This is a genomic window from Serinibacter arcticus (genome assembly GCF_003121705.1).
Taxonomy (GTDB): Bacteria; Actinomycetota; Actinomycetes; order Actinomycetales; family Beutenbergiaceae; genus Litorihabitans.
In genome coordinates this window covers 745492-765910 of record NZ_PYHR01000002.1, presented here as the reverse complement: position 1 = coordinate 765910, position 20419 = coordinate 745492, and the positions used below count along the sequence as shown (strand labels likewise).

Here is a 20419-nt window from a genome sequence, read left to right as displayed (position 1 = left end):
CGGGAGAGGAGCTCCACGATGCGTGTCGAGTCGAACTACGGCGTGAGCCTGGACGTGTCTGTCGCGGGACGAGGCCCCGGGGTCGTGCTCGTCTCTGGCGCCCTCGACGACGGGGCTGAGCTCCGACCGTTGGCGGAGCTGCTGGCCGACGAGTTCACCACTGTCGTCTACTCGCGTCGGGGGAGAGGGACGAGCGGGGATGCTGCGGACTCGTCGGTCGACGACGAGATCGGAGATCTCCGGGCGGTCGTCGCCGCGGTCGTCGACGGACCGGCCTCGGTGGTCGGCTCGTCGTCCGGGGGACTGCTGGCCCTTCGCGCTGCGGCCGCGGGCGCCCCGATCTCGAGGCTCGTGGTCTGGGAGCCGCCCTTCGACGTCACCGACGGGGCGACGCCGCGGCACCGCAGCTACAGCCACGCCCTCGCCGTGGCGCTCGATCGTGGCGACCGCGGCGCGGCTCTCGAGCTGGCCATGCGGGCCTGGGGCTCGCCGCCGGAGGTGATCGCCGGCGCGCGCCGGTCACCGTTCTGGGCGCCGTTGCTCGACCTCGCCCCCACGCTCCGCTACGACGCGGCGGTGATGGACGACGGCGAGGCTCTGGCCGACCTGTTCCGCACGGTGGACGTGCCGGTGCTCGTCGCCACGAGCACGGGCACGTCCGTCGAGATGGCGGACCTCGCCGACGGATTCTTCGACACCGCCGCCACGGCACTGGTCGCCCTCCTGCCGCAGGCCGAGCGGATCTCGGTTCCCCAGCAGGGGCACGAGATGGACGCTCGAGCCGTAGTGTCGGCAGTCCGCCCCTTCCTGCGAGGGCGGACGCAACGTGAGATCGGATGAAGGTGAGAACGATGACCCGCACGAACGCGGCGCCCGCTCTGCTCGTCGGTGCCCTGGTGGTCGCGCTGGCGGCCTGCACCGGCGACCCGTCGTCAGAATCTAGCTCCACCTCGCCGTCGGCCGAACCGACCTCGCAGACCTCCGCGCCGTCCGCGTCGCCCGAGACGACCCCGTCGTCGTCGACGACCGAACCCGAGGCCGAAACCGAGACCGAAACCGATCTCGAGGTCGACGACGCGTGTCCCGCCAGCGAGGACTCCGGTATCAACTTCCTCGATCTGGGGTACTCCGGCGAGCTGCAGCCGCGTCCCGACGACGCGCCGTACATGCAGTTCGAGTCGTTCAACTCCTCGGTGTGTCCGGACGGTTCGCACAGGGTGGTCGTGACGCTGGTGCCCTTCGACGGTGGCGGGGCCGGCGAGGTGGGCCTGTGGTCGGACCTGACCGAGACGGCGATGCTCGACTCGGGGGAGATCGCCGACATCGACGGCGACCAGGTGCTCAACATCTCGGTCAACGGGATCGCTCGGGGACCGGACGACGGCGAGGCACCTGACACCCCCGTCGACGAGGGCGGCACGGTTGCGGAAGCGATGTGGTACGCCACCAACGGAGGTTCGGCGAGCCTCCTTCTCGGTCTCGGAGAGGCGAGCCAGTTCCGGGCGTTCACCCTGACCGACCCCTTCCGCGTCGTCGTGGACGTCCTGCCGTAGACCGTAGCCACCCGTGTGAGGTCACCGCGGGACGACGGCCGTTCCGCAGACGACCCACCCGCCGGCGCGGGTGGGTCGTCCGCGTGGGTCGGGCGCCCGGCCGACCGAGTCAGTCGTCGTCGCCGTCGGGCTCCTCGGACTCACCCGGCTCGTCGACGTCGCCCGGCTCGTCAGTGTCCTCGGGCTCGGCGGGCGGGGCGGGCTCCGGGCCGAGGCTGGGGTGGACGGTCACGGCGGCGCCGGGCGCGACGCGGGCGCCGGAGCCGGGGGACGCCTGGGCGACGGCGCCGGCCCGGACGGTGGCGCTGTAACGGCCCTCACCGACGATCACCCGGAATCCAGCGTTGCGCAGGGTGGCCGTGGCGCCGTTGACGGACTGGCCCACGACGCCGGGGACGGCGACGCGGTCGCCGAAGATCTGACGCTCCTGGGCGTCTGGGAAGCCCTCGACGTCCATCCCCTCGGTGGCCTTGGTCATGTAGTCGCCCCAGATCGGGGCAGGGATCCGGCCACCGAAGATCTGGGCGTGGTAGCGGCCGTTGAGGGTGGTGCGGACCATGGGGATGTCGCCCTCGCTGTGACCCATCCACACGGCGGTGGAGAGCTGGGGGGTGTAGCCGATGAACCACGCGTGGTAGTCCTCGTTGGCGGTTCCGGTCTTGCCGGCTGCGGGGCGGTCCAGGCGAGCGCCGGTGGCGGTGCCCCGCTGGACCACGTTCTGCAGGGCGTGGTTCACGCCGGCGGCGATGTTCTCCTCGAGCGCCCGGGAGCACTCCGGCTCGGGGACGACGACCTCGACGCCGTCGCGATCCGTGATGCCGGTGATCGCCCGCGGCTCGCAGAAGATGCCGCCCGCGGCGAACGTGGCGAAGGCCGCGTTCATGGTGAGCGGCGCGATGGTGTTGGAGCCCAGCGCCATCGAGGGGATCGCGAGGATGTCGGCTCCGGCCTGGGCCTCGTACAGCGAGCGTGCCCCGCTGGTCGCCGGCAGCCGGGCGGGGTCGATGGTGCCGTCGCCGACGTGCACGCCCATGGCCGAGGTGGTCTCGCGCAGCGCGCACAGGTCCATCTGGTTGGCCATGCGGACGTAGGAGGTGTTGACCGAGTCCATGGTGGCCTGCAGCACGGACATGGTGCCGCCGCCGGGCTCCAGGTTGCGCGGGTCGTAGTTGGCGACGCTCTCGGGCGAGCACGAGATGTCCCACGTGCCGGCCGGGAAGGACTGGTTGTTGGCGGAGTTGATCGGCTCGCTGAGCGACCGCCCCTCGATCAGCCACTGGGCGAGGACGAAGGCCTTGAACGTGGATCCGGTCTGGAAGCCTGCGCCACCTCCGTACGCGCGATCGACGTTGAAGTTCAGCCGGGTGGCGCGGGGGTTCTCCGGCGTCGCCTCGCCGTAGGTGGTGTTCTGCACCATGGCGATGATGTCGCCGGTCCCGGGCTCGACCGTGCTGATGGCACCGGAGATGCCCTCGGTGCGGCCCTCGCCGTTGGGGGAGCGGTAGGTCGGGTCGTTCTCGGGGATCTCGGCGACGAGGGACTCGAACGCCTGGTCCTGGCGGACCGGGTCGATCGTGGTGCGGATCGTGTAGCCGCCGCGGCGCAGCGCGTCCCGCGCCTCGGTCTGCGTGGCGCCGAGATAGCCGTCGTTGAGCAGGACGTTGGTGACGTACTCGCAGAAGTAGGCGCTCACACCCGCGGCGCTGCAACCGACCGGGGTGGGGGTGATGGCGAGCATGTCGGCCACGGGCGTGGCGACGGCCACGTCGAACTCCTCCGGGGTGATGTAGCCCTGGTCGCGCATCTGGACCAGCACGGTGTCGCGACGGTTCGTCGCGGTCTCGTAGCCGTCGTCCTCCCCGCGCGTGGGGTCGTAGACGCCCGGGCTCCTCGTGACGCCGGCCACGAGAGCGGCCTCGGCGGGCGTCATCTCGGCGGCGCTGTGACCGAAGTAGTACTGCGAGGCGGCCTCGGCGCCGTAGTTGCTGATGCTGAACTGCGCGATGTTCAGGTAGCCCTCGAGGATCTGGTCCTTCTCGTAGACCTTCTCCAGCGAGATCGCGTACTTGATCTCCTGGAGCTTGCGGCTGATGCCCTCCGCGCCGTCAGCCTCGGTCGCGGCGTTGATCGCCTCCTCGTCCCCTGCCACCAGCCCCTGCTCGAGCAGGACGTTCTTGACGTACTGCTGCGTCAAGGTCGAGGCACCCTGGGTGTTGCCGCCCACCGTCTGGACGACCGCACGCGCGAGACCCTCGGGGTCCATACCGCCGTGCTCGTAGAAGCGCTGGTCCTCGGTCGCGATGACCGCGTTGCGCAGGTTCTGCGAGATCTCCTCCAGCGGGACGACGACGCGGTTCTCGGCGTAGAACGTCGCCAGCAGGCTGCCGTCGGACGCGAGGATCTGGGACTGCTCCGACGGCGGGGAGATCTCCAGCTCGGTCGGGAGGTCGTCGAAGAGCCGCTGGGCGGCGTTCGACGTCGAGCCGACGGCGGCGACGGCGGGCATCAGCAGCCCGGCCGTCAGCACACCACCGACCCCGGCGACGAGCAGGAACGCCATCAGGAGGGCGATCGCTTGGAAGATGTTGACGGAGTGCCGTGGCGGACGTGATGTGGACGACATGGGAGTCTCTCCTCGGAGAAGCTGAGGGGCGGCTGACGGTCGTGGGTCGGGGCGCGGGGGCCGACGGGGAAATGAGCCTTCGACGTTACGGGGTTTCGTCGAGGTGAGGGAGGCACTGTCAGACCACCCCTCGTGGCAGGGCCCGTGCCCGGGTGTCGCCGCTTCGGCCGGAGCCGTGGTGCCTCCGCCGCAACGACGGAGCCCGCACCCCTGTAGGAGGGGTGCGGGCTCTGCCGCTGCGTGCAGTCACGGCCGGGAAGATGAACGGCTCCGCAAGCCGATCGACGAGCGCTGGCTCCTAGGCATCCTCGAGAGGGACCGCGGCGGCGATGAGACCGGCGAGGTCGGAGACGTGCCAGGCCTCGAGGCCGCCCTCGCTGACGCCGGCGACGATCGCGTCGTCACCCTGCACCGCGATCTGGCCGCGGAAGTTGCGTGACAGCGTGGGGAGGGGAACCCAGGACCAGGCGGCGCCATCGGCGGAGATGAGAATCGCGGGGCCGACGTAGTCACGGGTGCGCACGTCGCCGATCCCGAGGAGGGACTCCCCGCCCGTGAGCCGCCCCAGGGTCGTACCTGCGGGAAGGGAGGCGCGAGTCTCGAAGGCTCCCTCGGGGCTGAGCGATCCCGTCTGCGTTCCCTCTGGTGTCTCCAGGACCGCGACCACGGTCTCGCTGACGGTCGCGCATGCGGTGAAGCGTGTCGAGGCACCCGTGTCGGCCTCGAGGTACCTGACCTCGTCGCCAGAACCCCACCACACTCCGCCGCGGGCCTCCGGCAACGTCTCCATCACCTCTCCGACCGTCACGAACTCCCCACCGGGAGCGGAGCAGGTCTGACCGATGGACGATCCGCCCCCGGTCGGGGCGCCTGTCTGATCGGGGCCCACGCGGGAGAAGGCCACCCCGTCGGTCGAGGTCAGGTGGGCGACCTCGTTGCGTCCGGACGAGTAGGCGAACCCCGGACGCTCGGTCGCGCTGATGACCCACCGATCGCTCACGCGAACGGGCGTCCCTCCGAACAGGCCGTCGAAGTCACCCTGGGAGGGCACCCACCCCCCGGCCGGGTCCAGGTAGCTGAACCCCAGGGCCGGGTTTCCGTCCGGGGCCCTCAGGTCCATCCGCAACCGGTCGGTGCCGGTGCCCACCTCGACGTGCTCGGCGCCCACCGGCGTGGCGGGGGTCGCTCCCGAGGCATCGACCATGACCTGGGCGAAGGAGGCGTCGCGTCGCCAGCGCTCCTCGCTCACCGTCAACGTGAGCCGCTGGAGCGCCACCTCGACGGTGTCGGCGTCGTCGGCCGAGACGATGATGGACGAGAGGAACGGCGGGCTTGCTCGTGTCACGGGAGGTGCGTCCACCCACACACCCTCGGCCGTGATCGTGGAGACCTGAAGCACCCCGTCGGCGAGCCGGACGACGCTGGCGCCGCCGCCTTCCTTGGGCACGGCCACCCCTGAGGCGGAGGGGCCGCCGGTGAAGGCTCGGAGCGAGCACCAGCTCTCCGACGTGAACCACTGCGGGGGCGAGTTGCGGTAGACGCAGTTGGCCGCGGTCCCGGACGCCGAGCCCAGGATGGTGGCGACGCCCGTGTCCAGGAACATCGGCTCCCCGATGCTCGCGTCGGCCACCTCACCGTTCCAGGGCACCCACTCCTCGTCGGTGTCGTAGATGAAGTCGGTCTCGGGCTCCCACGTGGTTCCGTCGGTCGAGCTCAGCACGAGCGGACGGACGTTCCCCGCCTCGTTTCGTTGCGTGCCCGACACCAGCCAGTAGGCGGCTCCGCCGAACGGCTGGGCCGCGATCCCCGACAGCGTCTCCATCCCCGAGTCGGGCAGCGCCGACAGCTCCTCGAAGGAGCTTCCGGCGTCCGTCGAGCGCCAACCGACGATCCCAGGACGCTGACCCTCCGAGGTCGACACCACGACGACGTCGTCGCCGACCGTCGCGAGGACCACGGTGGGGTTCTGGCCCGACGGGGCGGGAGCGATGTCTGCGACGGTCACGACGTCCTCGGCGCCGACCGAGACGAGCACGACCTGCCGTGCCGCGTCGATTCCGACAGCGGTGATCCGCGACCCCGACACGGACACGTCGAGGAGCGCGACACCGCCCAGCTCGTCAGGCAGCGGCACATCGGTCCACGTCGCACGGTCGCTCGAGCGTGCCAGGAAGGAAGTCACGGCGCCGGCCTCCCACGTGGACCCCGCCACCGCGGTGACCTCGTCGGCGGCGATCTCCACGGTCCGGAGCTCACCCGTCATCGGCAGCCCGAGATCGATCTCGCTGGCGCCCGACTCAGCGATCTGCCACGCCACCAGGTGCGGTGCTTCGCTGCCGGGCCCGGTGGCTCGGGTGAGAACGACGCCGGGAAGACCGTCGCGACCACCGACGGCGCTGAGGTCGGTCGGCTGCGCCGAGCTCGACAGCAGAGAGGCGTCGACCGGCAGCGCATCGAGGAAGGCCGCCGGGTCGACGACGGAGGGTGCTTCGGACGTCTCGGCGGGCGGGGTCGGGTCGTCGGGTCCCGCGTCCTCGGGGCCCCCCGGGTTGCAGGACGCGAGAGCGGACACGAGTACCACGGCTCCCACGGCGGCAACCATCGGACGACGATGGTTGTTGCTACTGATCAGTCTCATACGGCTGAGCGTATGGTCTTAAGGAAGCGTCTGCATTACGTGAAGAGGCCAGGTCAGTCGCTCACGTCCCCGGGCTCGACAACCAGGTCGTCAACATCGACTCCGAGCCTCTCCGCCAAGCCCTCGACGGACTGCAGGGTCAGGTTGCGCTCACCCCGCTCGATGCTTCCGAGATGTGTCCGATGGACCCCGAGCTGGAGAGCGAAGGCCTCCTGGCTCAGCCCGCGTGCCATCCGCAGGTCGTGAACCCGCCGGCCCACCCGGCGTTGGAGGTCTCCTCTCACTCGCGGAAGCATCCTCGCAGCGCTACGCATCCGTCTACAGACTGATCAGTAGCGTCTGGATCGGCTGGTGACGTGACCCCGAGGGGCCACGATCGAGCTGCCGGGAGTTCCGGACCCGTGTCGGGGCCAGGTCGAGGCGGCCTCTCGCCACGACGCGCTGGTGAGTGACGTGCAGGGTGCCACAACTGTCAGGCGCACCGGCGACAGCACGATCCCCCGGGCCAGTTCTCCGCCGGCCCGGGGGATCGCTCTGTGCTCAGCCTGGTCGTCAGGCTGGACGGCACCGCGGTCGGTCAGACCACCCGGGTCTTCGGCGCGGTCTCGGCCGTCTTGGCGGGGTCGCGCTCGACGACGCCGCCGAGGATCGTGTCGATCTTCGCCAGCAGCTCCTCGGGGATGACGACACCGGACGCCTTGACGTTCTCGGCGACCTGCTCGGGGCGGGAGGCGCCGATCAGCGCGGCGGCGACGTTGTCGTTCTGCAGGACCCACGCGACGGCGAGCTGGGCGAGGGAGAGGTCGAGCTCGTCGGCGACGGGCTTGAGGTCCTGCACGCGCTGCAGGACGTCGTCGTGCATGAAGCGCTTGATCATGTTCGCGCCGCCCTTCTCGTCCGTGGCGCGCGACCCGGCCGGCAGCTCGGCGCCGGGCGTGTACTTGCCCGTCAGCACGCCCTGGGCCACGGGGGACCAGACGATCTGGGAGATGCCGAGCTCGGCCGACGTCGGGACGACCTCGTTCTCGATGACGCGCCACAGCATGGAGTACTGCGGCTGCGAGGAGATGAGCTGGAAGCCCAGCTCCTTCGAGAGGGCGTGGCCCGCGCGGATCTGGTCCGCGGTCCACTCGCTCACGCCGATGTAGAGCGCCTTGCCCTGACGGACGATGTCGGCGAACGCCTGCATCGTCTCCTCGAGCGGCGTCTCCGTGTCGAACCGGTGCGCCTGGTACAGGTCGACGTAGTCGGTGCCGAGGCGGGTGAGCGAGGCGTTGATCGACTCCATGATGTGCTTGCGCGACAGGCCCGTGTCGTTGGGCCCGCCCGGGCCGGTCGGCCAGTAGACCTTCGTGAAGATCTCGAGGGACTCGCGACGTTCGCCCTTGAGTGCGTCGCCGAGCACCTGCTCGGCCTTCGTGTTCGCGTAGACGTCCGCGGTGTCGAAGGTGGAGATCCCCGCGTCGAGCGCGGCGCGCACGCACGCGGTCGCCGCGTCGTTCTCGACCTGCGAGCCGTGGGTGAGCCAGTTGCCGTAGGTGATCTCGGAGATCTTCAGACCGGAGTTGCCGAGGTATCGATAGTTGACCATCTCTCCACAGTAGGCGTGACGCACCGGGTCGTCCCGGCCGAGATTCGGTCATCGAGCCGTCACGACCCCGGAACTGTGGCAGAACGGCGGCAACCCCGCCGCCCGGAGGGCGACGGGGTTGCCATCACTGCAGATCAGAGGCTCGCAGCAGTGCTGCGCCGCTGACCGACGTCGGACGATCGGACGTCGTCGTGCAGCTCGAGCTCTTGCGGCTAGCCGGACCTGTGGTGGTAGCGGTGCAGGAAGGCCGCCATGGCATCACGGTTGATGTTGGTCAGGGGGCGGTACTGGGTGGTGTCGTCGGGCTGGACCCAGCCGGTGGAGATGCCGGAGGCGTGAAGCCAGGCGATCTCCTTGTAGAACTGGTTGTCCGTGGCGACGTCGGTGAAGGCGCTGGTCGGGGGCGCGTGGTAGCTGGCCGGCTTGGCGTAGCGGTACAGGAACGCGGCCATGGCGTCGCGGTTGATGTTCTCCAGGGGGCGGTAGGAGGACGTTCCATCGCCGTTGGGCCAGCCGGTGGAGATGCCGGAGGCGTGCGTCCAGGCGATCTCCTTGTAGAACTGGTTGTTGGTGGCGACGTCGGTGAAGGGTGAGTCCTGAGGCTCCTGGTAGGCGGGGGAGCCAGCCATCCGGTAAAGGAAGGCGGCCATCGCGTCGCGGGCGATCGGGGTCACGGGACGGTACTGGTGGGTGCCGTCGGGCATCTCCCAGCCGGTGCTGATGCCCCGGGCGGCGAGCCAGGTGATCTCCTCGGCAAACTGCAGATCCTCGGGCACGTCCGTGAACGTGATCGGTTCGACCGGCGCCGGAGCAACCGTCAGCGTCACGGGTGTGGACTGGACGTAGACGCGGCCGTCGTCGAACGTGAGACGCGCAGTGAGCTGAGCGCCGTCGAGATCCTCGGCTGCGGTGAGCGTCACCGAGGAGGCGGTTTCGGTGGTCAGGAGTTCGGACTGTGACGCGCCGGGCCGCTGAACGTGCCATTCCCAACGCTGCAAGACCGAGCTGGGGGCGACGCCGGCCGTGACCGTGATGCTTTGACCGGCGGTGTAGCCGTCTGCGGTACCGGTGATGGTGACGCGCTGGCGCGGGGCGGCGCCGTGGTCGTCCACCAGGATCGTGCCGATCTCGCTGGTGGCGAGCTCGATCCCCGTGCTCGTCAGCAGTGTCGCGCGCACCTGAGTGTCATCAAGTGCCTGCTCGGCTGTGACCTCATGTCGCGGACCGGTGAAGCCCTCGATCACGCTCCACCCCTGCTGATCGGGGCGCTTCCACTCCCACCGGTATACGTCGCTGTCGCTGGCTACGGGGTCAGCCACGGCTTGCAGGACGACGGGGGATCCCTGGTGGTAGTGGTCGCCGTGCTCCCCGAGCCCGGCCAGCAGGAGGACCTGCGCGCCGGGGGCAGACTCGGTCACGCGAACGACGTGCGAGGGGCTGGCGATCTGGGAGCCGGTCGTGGCGTCGGTCGCGATGAGGAAGAGAGTCTGACGCTCCATCTCGGCCGTGATCGGCAAGGTGAGGTCAGGGCCGATGCCGACCTCCGTCGCCTCCCACTGGTTCGGCCCGAGGAGCCAGCGGTAGGCCGCGTCGTCGCGCGCCGGAGTCAGGGTCGAGGCGATCTCGATGGTCTCTCCCGCGCGGTAGACGCCGCGGGCACCCTCCAGGACGAGCTCGCGCTGCGTCACCGAGGGATGGATCGCGGGCGAGCGGCCCACCACTGCCCCCTGCGCGTCTACGACCTCGAGGGCGATCTCTGACCACACGACGGTCTGGGTGTCGATGAGGAAGGGATTCTCGCCCGTCGGCGCTCCCTGGAACTCGGTCAGCTCGTTCCAGGAGGTGTCGTAGGGCAGGCCGCGAAAGACCCAGCGGTAGGACTGATCGGTGCTGAGGTCGTCGTGCTGTGCCGTGACGCGGATCGGGTCCCCGCCGAAGTAGCTCTCCTCCAGGCCCTGCCAGGTCACAGCGAGGTCACCCGACCCGATGTCTTGTCCGGTGACGTGGAACGGCTGCCACGGCGTCCGCTGCACGTAGCGCTGCGCGGAGGGGAGGGAGCTGTTGTAGATCACCAGCGAAATCTCCACGCCGTTCAAGGCAGTGGTCGCATCACGCGTCCAGCGGTCGTCGCTCGGTCCGGCGCTGAAGTAGGTGGATCCTCCGGTGGCGGGGCTGCGCACCGCCCAGCGCAACCGCTCGCCGTCACGAAGAGCTGGAACGCCGGTCGCTGTGAGGTCGATGATCTCGCCAGCCTGGTAGGTGCCCTTCAGGCCGGTGATGCCGAAAACGTCACCCCCCGGGTCTTGGCTGACCGCAATCGTCACAATCGCAGAGGTGGAGGGGGTGTAGTCGTTGAGAAGAGCCGGCACGAAACGAGCAGTCACCGAGCGCTGACCCAGAGCCAGCGCCGACGTGGTGATCTCGGCAGTCCCGGCAGCGACTTCCTGATGCCCCAGCACGGTGTCGCCGTCGCGGAACTCCACCCAGCCGGTCGCAGCGGCCGGGGAAACGGTCGCGCTCAGAGTCAGGGCCTGACCAGCGGCCGCGGCGGTGGTGGAGGCGGTCAGCGTCGTGGTCGTGGCAGCCGCAGGAGCCAGGTCGCCCACGACGAAGGTGTAGGTGTTGCGCGCCGAGACGGCGGCGCCTGCCGCGGTGCTCGCCTGTGCGGAGACGTCGAGCGTGTAGGTCCCGGAAGCGGTGAAGGCCCAGTTGGCGTGCATGTGGGTGCGCCCGATGGTGAAGCTGGTGATGTCCTCATCACTGGACCACAGACGGTTCGGAGAGCTGAGGCCACCACCGGTGAACAGCTCCAGGTCTCCGGGACCTTGGAGGTCTTCCAGGGTGAAGGTGGTGCGATCGCCCTGGAGCGCGCCGGCGGGGACGGACTCCGTGGAGAAGCCTGGCCACAGCGCTGCGTAGCCCTCCGGGCCCATGGGGTTGCTCTCGGGTGCCATCCAGATCTGTGAGCCGACGGGGGCGATGAACTCGTACCCGGCCCGGACCTGCTGTGCCGCGTCGGCATCGAGGTGGAACAGGACCGTGGCGGGATCCAGGCGGGTGCCGTTGCCCTCGGCGACGTCGGCCTTGCTGGCCAGCTCGAACCCGGACCCGGTCGGGAAGGTGGAGACGGCGTCGGTGTGCACGCGCGACAGGACGCGCAGCTCGGCACTCGGTGGAGGTGAACCCTCGGCGGCCTGGGCCGTGAGGGGAACGAAGAAGGCGCTGACCAGTGCGAGTGCACCAACCAGAGCCCCTCGCCGTCGAACAGTGGTGTTCATGGAACCTCTCCTTGTAAATGAGAACGGAAACGATTCTCATTATGAGGTAGCGTGACCGGTGGTCGGCGCTCGGGAGGGTCGACCCGTGCGCACACGCCTGCCTGTTCGGCGGCGGAGTGCCGTTCGACGCTGACGACCACCCTGACCTCCCGGTGGTCACCCTTGCTGCGCCCCGGCGCTGAAAGTTGAGAACTCTTGTCTACTTCTGCCCCTGATCGACCGGGCACCCATCGACGATCACGCCTGGCGGCCGCCGTTTCAGGGATCTTCGCCCTCGCAGGGTCGCTGGCCCTGACCGCGGTTCCCGCGGCCGCCGACGAGCGGCCGGTTGCCTTCGACCACGGCCACATCGACGCCTTCAACCTGACCCTGGTCGACGGTGCACCAGCCCTGAACCTCAAAGAGGACGTGACCGGCAGTCACGTCCCCCACGACCCCGAGCTGGTCAACCTGGTGGTCAAGGACGAGGCGCTCACAGCGTTCCCCGACGGCGCCTCCTACGCGTCCTACTTCCCCGAGGAGCTTCTCGGGAAGACCGCGCACTACCTCCCCCTCACCCAGGACCCCACCCTGCTGTGGCCCGGGTGGGACAGCCTCCAGCTCGGCTCCGCCTGGAACACCGTCGACATCCACATCACCGACGTCGACGGCCCCGGTGAGATCTTCGTGTGGTCACAGGGCTCTTTCGGGGACAAGCGGCCGCTGCTGAACGGCGGCAGCTACCAGCTCCCCGGCACGATCCACCAGAGCGCGCTGGCCCACGTGCACGCCAACTGGGCTTTCACCCAGCCGGGGGAGTACCTCCTCACGGTCAGTGCCGACGTCTCCAGCTCGGCGACCGGAGCCGCCGCCACCACGAACGAGGCCACCTACCTCTTCACCGTCGGAGCCCAGACCCCGCCCACCAGCGTCACGCTGTCCGGCCTGGCCGAGTCCTACCTCCCCGGTGACACGGTCGAGCTCCTGGCCCAGACAGACGTCTCGCTGAAGAACGCCACCTACCGGTGGGAGTCCTCGCTCGACGGCTCGGCGTGGTCGCAGGTGCCCGACCAGGTCACCGACACCTACCGCGCGCCCGTCCAAGACGGCCAGCAGCTGCGCGCGGTCATCACCGCCCGCAGCGCCACCGTCACCTCCGCCCCCGTGACCACGATCGAGCTCGCTGCCGGCAACGTGGTGATCCAGGGCCTGACCAACCCCTACCTCCCGGGCGACGTCGTCGAGCTGACCGCCGTCACGGACGCCGACCTGCCTGGCGCGACCTACCGGTGGGAGACGTCACCGGACGGACTGGCGTGGTCGGAGCTGAGCGACCAGACCGCGGCAGAGCTGTCCGTGCCGGCCGTCGACGCCCAGCAGATCCGCGTGACCCACCTCTCGGGCTCGCGCGAGGTGACCGCGCAGCCCGTCGTGGTGGAGCTCGTCGACCTGCCCACCACCTTGACCGTCACGGGACTGCTCGAGTCCTACCTCCCGGGGCAGGACGTGGTCCTTGAGGCCAAGCCCGACATCCTGGTCGACGGTGGGGTGTTCGCCTGGGAGACCTCCGACGATTCCTCCAACGGATGGACCCCGGTGGCAGGAGCCGCGGGCTCCGTGCTGACGACCCCGGCCTTTGCCGGCCAGCGCATCCGCGCCACGTACACGACCTATGGCCAGAACGTGGTCTCCGAGCCCGTCACCGTCCGCACCGACGCCCCCAGCCCGACCTCTCTCACGATCGAGGGCCTGCAGCCCTCCTACGAGCTCGGTGAGAGCGTTCGTCTGTCGGCCGTGACCGACATCCAGCCGGACGAGGTGACCTACCGCTGGGAGACCTCCACCGACGCCAGCACCTGGACGCCGGTGGCCGGCCAGCTCGCCTCCACCCTGACGCTCCCCGCCACGGACGGCGAGAAGATCCGGGTCGTGGCCAGCGGCAACGGTTGGAGTCTGACCTCCCCGTCCGTCACCGTCTCTGTCGCGACCGCGGGGCCGCAGCTGCCGACCAGCGTGGCCGTCACCGGTCTGAAGTCCTCCTACCAGCGTGAGGAGACCGTCACGCTGACCGCTGTCACCGACGAACCCGCCCCGGGCGCTGCCTACGCCTGGCAGGCCTACACCACCCCGCTGATCGGACAGCCCACGTGGAACCCGATCGCCGGCCAGACCTCGGCGACCTACTCCGCCACGGCGCGGGATGGCCAGCGCCTGCGGGTCGTGGCGACCGTGGGGGAGCAGACGCTGACCTCCCAGCCCGTGACCGTCGTCGTCACCCAGGCACCTCCCGGCCAGTGCTGGGCCACCGACCTCGACCACGGGCACGTCGACACCTTCAGCCTCGGCCTGGGCGGTCCGGACAAGCTGCCGATTCTTGAGCTGAAGGAGGACGTCACCGGCCAGCGCGTGGCGCGTTCGCCGCAGGACGTCAACCTCCTCGTCAAGGAGGACGCACTGACGACCCTGCCCGCCGTCGCCGGTGTTCCCACCGCGCTGCACGACCGTCCGGCGTACTACCTCCCGCTCACCCAGGACGCCGACCTCCTGTGGCCCGGCTGGGACAGCCTCGAGCTGGCGCCTGGCGGCTGGCAGACCGTCGACATCGACGTCACCGGCGTCGAGGGGCCCGGGGAGGTCTACCTCTGGTCGAGCAGCTCCTTCGGCGGCGCCACCGCCCTGCTGAACGACGGACGCTTCCAGCTGCCCGGCACCATCCACCAGGGCGCACTGGCCCACGTGCATTCCAACTGGGCCTTCACCGAGCCGGGCGCGTACTTCATCACCGTCACCGCGACCGCCCACAAGGGCGACGTCAGCCACACCACCAACACTGCTACGTACCTGTTCACGGTCGGGGATGCGGACCTCCCGCCTGACTACCGCGACTGCGTCGCACCGCCCGCGGCCGATCCCCTCGCGCCTGATTCGACGGAGCTGACGGACTCCACCCGCGGCGGCCTCACCCTGGCACCCTCCCAGGTGCGCGCCGGCGAGCAGGTGCGGGTCGACCTCCCGGCCGACGGCGTGGCCACGGTGGCGGCCTTCCTGCACTCCGATCCCACCCTGGTCACCGACGGATGGGTCCGGACTGACGCCGAGGGCAGCTTCCTCGTCACCGTCCCGCGCTCGACCGAACCAGGGGCGCACCGCCTGTCCGTGGTCGACGCCGGCAACCAGCTGGCGGGCTGGGCCGACCTCAAGGTGCTTCCTGCCCGCGCGGACGTCACACGGCCGCCGACCACGCCGCCCCCGGGTGCTCCTGGAGCTGGTGATACCCCCGGAACCGGGGGTGCCACCGGACCAGGTGGCGGCAAGGCGGCGGGCGACGCGTCGGCCCCCTCCGGCGGCGGATCCGCAGGGTCCGGCACCCCACCGGTCTGCCTCCCCGTGACGGGCTCGGCCGCTGCCAAGGCCCCCGCCCCCGCCCCCGCCCCCGCCCCGGGCGCGGGTGGCGCCGCCGCCCCGGCGCCCACAGGTGAAGTCGTCGTGGGGAGCGAAGGCCACTTCGACTTCGGTCCCGTGGTCCAGGACGGCGAGTTCCAGATCCAGGTGAAGGACGACCGCACCGCACCGCCCGTGTGGCGCCAGCCCGAGAGCGTCGTGTTCGACGTCGGCGAGCCCGCGCTGCGCAAGGCCGCGGACATCCCGGCCGAGCTGAACTTCGTGGCACCGGCAGGTCAGGACGTCTACATGATCCAGCAGATCCAGGAGGTCGGGATCCCCTGGATCGGGTTCAACACGCAGCACGAGACCATCGTCAACGGCCCCGGCGCCCAGGGCGCGACCCTGACCCTGGACAAGGCCGAAGGCCCGGGCGAGGTGGCGATCTTCCTGAACGGGAACTTCGGTCAGCTCGTGGGCCAGCGGGTCGTGGACACCGTCGGTGGCCCGACGAGCTACACCATCCCGGCCAACACCCACCAGCACGGCAACTGGGTCTTCACCGAGGCGGGCGTGTACACGGTGACCTTCACGATCGCCGCGGACGGGGAGTCGGCGACCAGCACGCTTCGATTCGCCGTCGGGCAGAGCGACCCCGCCGCGGCGGGGAAGGCGGGAGCCGCGGCAGCAGCTCCTGCTGCTGACGGGTCCACCGAGGCCGAGAAGAAGCCTGCGGCGGGGCAGGGCAAGACCGCCTCCGGGCAGTCGTGCACGCTGGCCTCCACCGGCGTGGACACCGACCCGGCCGCGCTCGCCCTGGCCGGTGCGATCGCCGTCCTGGTCGGTGCCGTCCTCCACGTGGCCGCGAAGCGCCGCACCGCCCACGGCCGGCGGGAGCCGGCCTAGCACCACTCGTCGCGGGGGCCGCAGCTGCGGCCCCCGCGACGCGAGAGGTCTCCCATGAACCCCCACTCCCACCGCCCTGCTGCCCGCCAAGTCGCTGCCACCACCGCAGCCGTTCTCGCAACCGCCGGACTAAGCGCCTGCGTCGCCGGCACGAACCCCGCGCTCGACCCCGCACGGCCCAGCATCATCACCACGACCGAGATCCTCGCCGATCTCGCCCGGAACGTGGTGGGGGATCGGATGCAGGTGGACTCGCTCGTGCCACCGGGCGCGGACCCGCACAGCTACGAACCCTCGCTGCGTGACGTGCGCTCCGTCGTCTACGCCGATGCCGCCTTCTCCAACTACATGCTCCTGGAGGGGCGGGCGATCATCCGCACGCTGGACTCCAACGTGAACCCCGACGTGCCCAACATCGCGCTGGCCGAGGAGGCCGTGAAGTACGCCGCCGAGATCATCCCGCTGGTGGAGAACGTTTCCCTGGACACCCTGTGGCTCGGCATGAGGGTGCGCGGCACGGGCGAGAAGCTGGGGGCGGACCGCACCTCCCAGATCCGCATCCACGCCACCGACGTCCAAGGGCCGGGAGAGATGGTCGCCTACCTCACCGAGACGTTCGGCACGCCCGCCTTCTACTTCAACACCTCTGACGGCATCAACGAGGACGACACCCTCACGCTGCCCCCGGACGCCCACACCCACATGAGCTGGGCCTTCACCGAACCCGGGATCTACACCCTGACCCTGGCGGCCGAGCTCGAGGTCGACGACGAGCGGACCGTCGCGCTCGTGGCCCCCACCACGCTTACGTTCGCGGTCGGCGTCGATCCACACTCCGCGGCCGGCGAGAACGTGACCGTGCTGGACGCCGGGCACGCCGACGTCACGGTGGACATCGACACCGGGGAGCTCCTCCTCCTCGCCGACCACCACGGTGAAGGCGACACCGCGCAGCACGTCCACCCGGCCGAGGAGACGGTCATCGAGGTCCCCACCAAGGCGCTCCACGAGGTTCCAGCCGGCACCGGCTACCGCTTCCTCGGCCGCCCCGGCGCCCAGATCTACCAGCTGCCCCAGGCGGTCCTCGGCGCACACGTGCACGGCGAGATCGATCCGCACCTGTGGCAGGACGTCGGCAACGCCCAGTCCTACGTCGAGATCATCCGCGACACCGCCATCGAGATCGACCCCGACGGAGCGCAGGACTACCGGGCGAACGCCGACGCCTATCTCCGCGAGCTCACCGAGGTCGACGACTACGTCCAGGCGCGCATCGACGACATCCCCCGTCCCGACGCCACCTGGTGACCACCCACGACGCCTTCGGCTACCTGGGATCGGCCTACGGCATCGACATCGCCGGCTTCGTCACCCCCAATCCCTCTACCGAGCCGAGCGTCCAGGAACGACGTCGTCTCGTGGAGACGATCCGCAACCTCCACGTCCCCGCCGTCTTCCTCGAGCCGAACCTGATCGCGCGCTCGAGCACGCTGACCGAGGTCGCCGGAGAGATGGGGATCCAGGTGTGCCGCATCTACGGCGACGCCTTCGACGACGAGGTTGCCAGCTACACGGCGATGATGCGATTCAACGCCGACTCCCTGCACTCCTGCCTCTCCTGAAAGAACGAGTTCTCCATGCGTCCCCTCGCTTCCTGCCCCTGCTGACCGCCGCGGTCACCGCCGCCCTGCTCATGCCGGGCGCGGCGGCCGCGGCCTTCACCTCCACCTCTACAGACCCTCTCGAGCAGACGGTCGCGCCCGACGAACCCACCGGGCAGGGGAAGGTGGTCATCGACGCCGGCCACGTCGACATGGGGCCGCGCGTCCTGGACGGTGTCTGGACGCTGCAGCTGCGCGACGACACCACCGCTCCCTCGGTGTGGCGCTCGCTCGAGGACGTCGTTCTGGACGTCCCCGACACCTCGATCCTGCCCGCCCCCGAGGACGCCCAGTTTGACTTCATCGACGTCGAGCCCGGCAGCGACGTCTGGGTCATCCCCCAGACCCAGAACACCGCCGTGGTCTGGGCGGGCTGGAACAGTCAGCACCCCTCGGCCGTGGCCGTCATGGGAGGCGGCATGACGCTGCGGCTGCACGGCGTCCAGGGGCCGGGACAGTTCAGCCTCTTCCTGCAGAACGGCAACTTCGACCCCGCCCAGCTGCTGTGGTCCTCCGACACCACCGAGCCCCAGGACGTCTTCGCCCAGGCCAACTCCCACGTCCACGGCAACTGGGTCTTCACCGAGCCGGGCGTCTACCTCCTGGACGTGGAGGTCTTCGCCGACCTGGCCGACGGGACGCGAGCCAGCGATCGTCAGACGATGCGTATCGCGGTCGGGGACGACACCGACCCGCAGGACGCGTTCGCCGCCGAGGTCGTGACCGGCACCACCGAGCCGACCGCCACGGACCCGTCGGCCACGTCGGAGCAGTCCGCCGACCCGCCCACCGCGGGCAACGACGAGACCGCCGCCGGCGCCCCGTCCGCATCCGACAGTCAGGGCGGGGCCGCCCTGTCGGTTCCCGCCCTGATCGCCGGCGGGGCCGTCCTGCTCATCGGGGCGGCCGTCGTGCTGACGATGGCCCGCGCCCGCCGTGCGCGCCGCGCGGCCGAGGCCGAGGCCGAGGCCGGTGACCACCGTGGTTGAGACGGCGACGACCCTCGAGACCCCCGTCCCTGGTAGCACCGGGCACGAGCTGACCGTCGAAGGGCTCGCGGTCGACCTAGGGGGCCGAGAGGTCCTGCGAGAGATCGACCTGACGGTCGCACGGGGCGAGCTCGTCGGCCTGATCGGTCCCAACGGGGCAGGTAAGACCACCCTCCTGCGCTCGGTGCTGGGCCTGACCCAGATCCGCGGCGGGACCGTGACGATCGGGGGCAGCACGGCAGGGGCCGGTCGGCGGAAGGTCGGCTACGTGCCGCAGCGGCACGAGTTCGCGTGGGACTTTCCCATCAGCGTCGAGGACGTGGTGCTGTCGGGAAGGGTCGGCGCCATCGGCTGGGGCCGGCGCGCCGGCGTGGAGGACTACCGCGCCACCCGCCAGGCACTCGAGCGCGTCCACATGCAGGATCTGCGCAGACGCCCGGTCGGTCAGCTCTCCGGCGGTCAGCGCCAGCGAGTCCTGGTCGCACGGGCACTGGCGCTCCGCCCCTGCCTGCTGCTCCTGGACGAACCCTTCACCGGTCTGGACATCCCCACGCAGGAGCTCCTGACGGACCTGTTCACATCCCTCGCGCAGGAGGGGCACGCGCTGCTGATGACGACTCACGACCTCGCCGGCGCCCTCGTGGCCTGCCAACGCCTCTACCTCGTCAACCGTCGCGTCATCGCCACCGGTCGGCCGGACGAGCTCGCCGACCCTGGAGTCTGGATCGAGGCCTTCGGCTTCCGACCCGGTTCACCGCTGCTCGCCACGATCGGAGTCCACCGTGCTGACCTTCGGTGAGTTCGTCAACGACCTGACCAACCCGATGCTCTCCTTCCTGCCCAAAGCGCTGCTGATCGCGGTGATGTCCAGCATCATCTGCGGCGTCATCGGCTGCCACGTGGTGCTGCGCGGGATGGCTTTCATCGGCGACGCCGTGGCCCACGCCGTCTTCCCCGGCCTTGCCGTCGCGTTCGTGCTCCAGGGATCGCTCGTCCTGGGTGGCATGGTCGCCGGCGTGGTCACGGCGGTCCTGGTCGCCGTCTTCTCCCAGAACCGGCGTCTGAAGGAGGACTCCGTCATCGGGGTGTTCTTCGCCGGCGCCTTCGCCCTGGGCATCGTCATCATCTCCCGCTCTCCGGGCTACTCCGGCTCGCTGCAGAGTTTCCTGTTCGGCTCGATCACCGGCATCCCGGACTCCGACCTCTACGTCGTCGCCATCGCCGGCGCGCTCCTGCTCCTGCTCGTCTTCCTCCTGCACAAGGAGTTCGTGGCCGTCAGCCTCGATCGCGAGATGGCTCGCGCCACCGGCCTGCCCGTCTTCGCTCTTGACCTGACCCTCTACGTGATGGTGACCGTCGCCGTCGTCGTGTCGGTACAGACCATCGGGAACATCCTCGTGCTGGCGCTCCTGGTCACCCCGGCGGCAACCGCCCGCCTGCTGACCGACCGACTCGGCGTCATGATGGCGTTGGCGCCCACCATCGGGGGAGTCTGCGCGATCGTCGGTCTGTACCTGTCGTGGTCGATCGACCTACCCACAGGCGGAACCATCGTGCTCACTGCGACGTCGGTCTTCCTCCTGACGTGGCTGCTGGCACCGCGCCACGGACTGCTGGGCCGCTACCGAAGCCGCGGCCGGAGCTCCGGCACGAGAAGCGCCGATGGCACTCGCGCAGAGAGGGTGACCGCCGAGTCTGCACGATGAGCGACGCGCCCGCGCAGGCCGTCCGGCGGTTCTGATGAGGAGGTCGCCGAGGGGGTCGGCCTCGCTGTTCGGGCGGCCTGCGAGAGTGCCGGAGGGAACGGGTCTGGAACGGGA

The 20419-nt window shown here is 70.1% G+C and carries 11 protein-coding genes and 1 pseudogene; 7 read left to right on the top strand and 5 right to left on the bottom strand.

What is annotated here, in order from left to right; all coding sequences use genetic code 11:
• The first annotated feature begins 18 nt into the window (after nucleotides 1-18).
• Nucleotides 19-840, top strand: a complete 822-nt coding sequence (locus tag C8046_RS03525; protein WP_109228273.1) for an alpha/beta fold hydrolase — start codon at nucleotides 19-21, stop codon at nucleotides 838-840.
• 11 nt (nucleotides 841-851) lie between these two features.
• Nucleotides 852-1553: an AMIN-like domain-containing (lipo)protein gene (locus C8046_RS03520; protein WP_109228272.1), complete on the top strand. Its 702-nt coding sequence runs from the start codon at nucleotides 852-854 to the stop codon at nucleotides 1551-1553.
• A gap of 109 nt (nucleotides 1554-1662) precedes the next feature.
• On the opposite strand, the gene C8046_RS03515 is transcribed toward C8046_RS03520, so the two are convergent.
• From C8046_RS03515 to C8046_RS03495, 5 genes are all read right to left on the bottom strand, one after another.
• Nucleotides 1663-4176, bottom strand: coding sequence for a penicillin-binding protein (locus C8046_RS03515; protein WP_146197053.1), 2514 nt, complete (start codon nucleotides 4174-4176; stop codon nucleotides 1663-1665).
• 298 nt (nucleotides 4177-4474) lie between these two features.
• Entirely contained in the window at nucleotides 4475-6766 is a 2292-nt protein-coding gene (locus C8046_RS03510; protein WP_146197052.1) for a hypothetical protein, read from the bottom strand.
• Between the two features lie 101 nt (nucleotides 6767-6867).
• A complete protein-coding gene (locus C8046_RS03505; protein ID WP_109230717.1) occupies nucleotides 6868-7110 on the bottom strand; it encodes a helix-turn-helix domain-containing protein in 243 nt (80 codons plus the stop codon).
• A 281-nt stretch (nucleotides 7111-7391) separates the two neighbouring features.
• The gene (locus C8046_RS03500; protein ID WP_109228269.1) at nucleotides 7392-8405 is read right to left on the bottom strand and encodes an aldo/keto reductase family protein; all 1014 of its coding nucleotides are present in this window, start codon (nucleotides 8403-8405) and stop codon (nucleotides 7392-7394) included.
• Nucleotides 8406-8617: 212 nt separating this feature from the next.
• Nucleotides 8618-11683 carry a choice-of-anchor M domain-containing protein gene (locus C8046_RS03495; protein ID WP_109228268.1) on the bottom strand — a complete coding sequence of 1022 codons (3066 nt, stop codon included), beginning with the start codon at nucleotides 11681-11683 and terminating at the stop codon, nucleotides 8618-8620.
• A 195-nt stretch (nucleotides 11684-11878) separates the two neighbouring features.
• Here C8046_RS03495 and C8046_RS03490 point away from each other — a divergent pair, with 195 nt between their 5' ends.
• The 5 genes and pseudogenes from C8046_RS03490 to C8046_RS03470 all read left to right on the top strand — a co-directional run bounded on the left by C8046_RS03490 (nucleotide 11879) and on the right by C8046_RS03470 (nucleotide 20305).
• Nucleotides 11879-15949, top strand: a complete 4071-nt coding sequence (locus C8046_RS03490; RefSeq protein WP_109228267.1) for a TIGR03773 family transporter-associated surface protein — start codon at nucleotides 11879-11881, stop codon at nucleotides 15947-15949.
• Nucleotides 15950-16003: 54 nt separating this feature from the next.
• Nucleotides 16004-17571: pseudogene (locus tag C8046_RS03485) on the top strand (anchored repeat ABC transporter, substrate-binding protein).
• Between the two features lie 71 nt (nucleotides 17572-17642).
• Complete coding sequence (locus tag C8046_RS03480; protein ID WP_109228266.1) at nucleotides 17643-18599, top strand: choice-of-anchor M domain-containing protein; 957 nt, start codon at nucleotides 17643-17645, stop codon at nucleotides 18597-18599.
• Nucleotides 18583-19398, top strand: a complete 816-nt coding sequence (locus C8046_RS03475) for an anchored repeat-type ABC transporter ATP-binding subunit (RefSeq protein ID WP_235866071.1) — start codon at nucleotides 18583-18585, stop codon at nucleotides 19396-19398. The genes C8046_RS03480 and C8046_RS03475 overlap by 17 nt, the downstream gene beginning before the upstream one ends.
• Nucleotides 19382-20305, top strand: a complete 924-nt coding sequence (locus C8046_RS03470) for an anchored repeat-type ABC transporter permease subunit (protein ID WP_199224379.1) — start codon at nucleotides 19382-19384, stop codon at nucleotides 20303-20305. The genes C8046_RS03475 and C8046_RS03470 overlap by 17 nt, the downstream gene beginning before the upstream one ends.
• Nucleotides 20306-20419 lie beyond the last annotated feature (114 nt).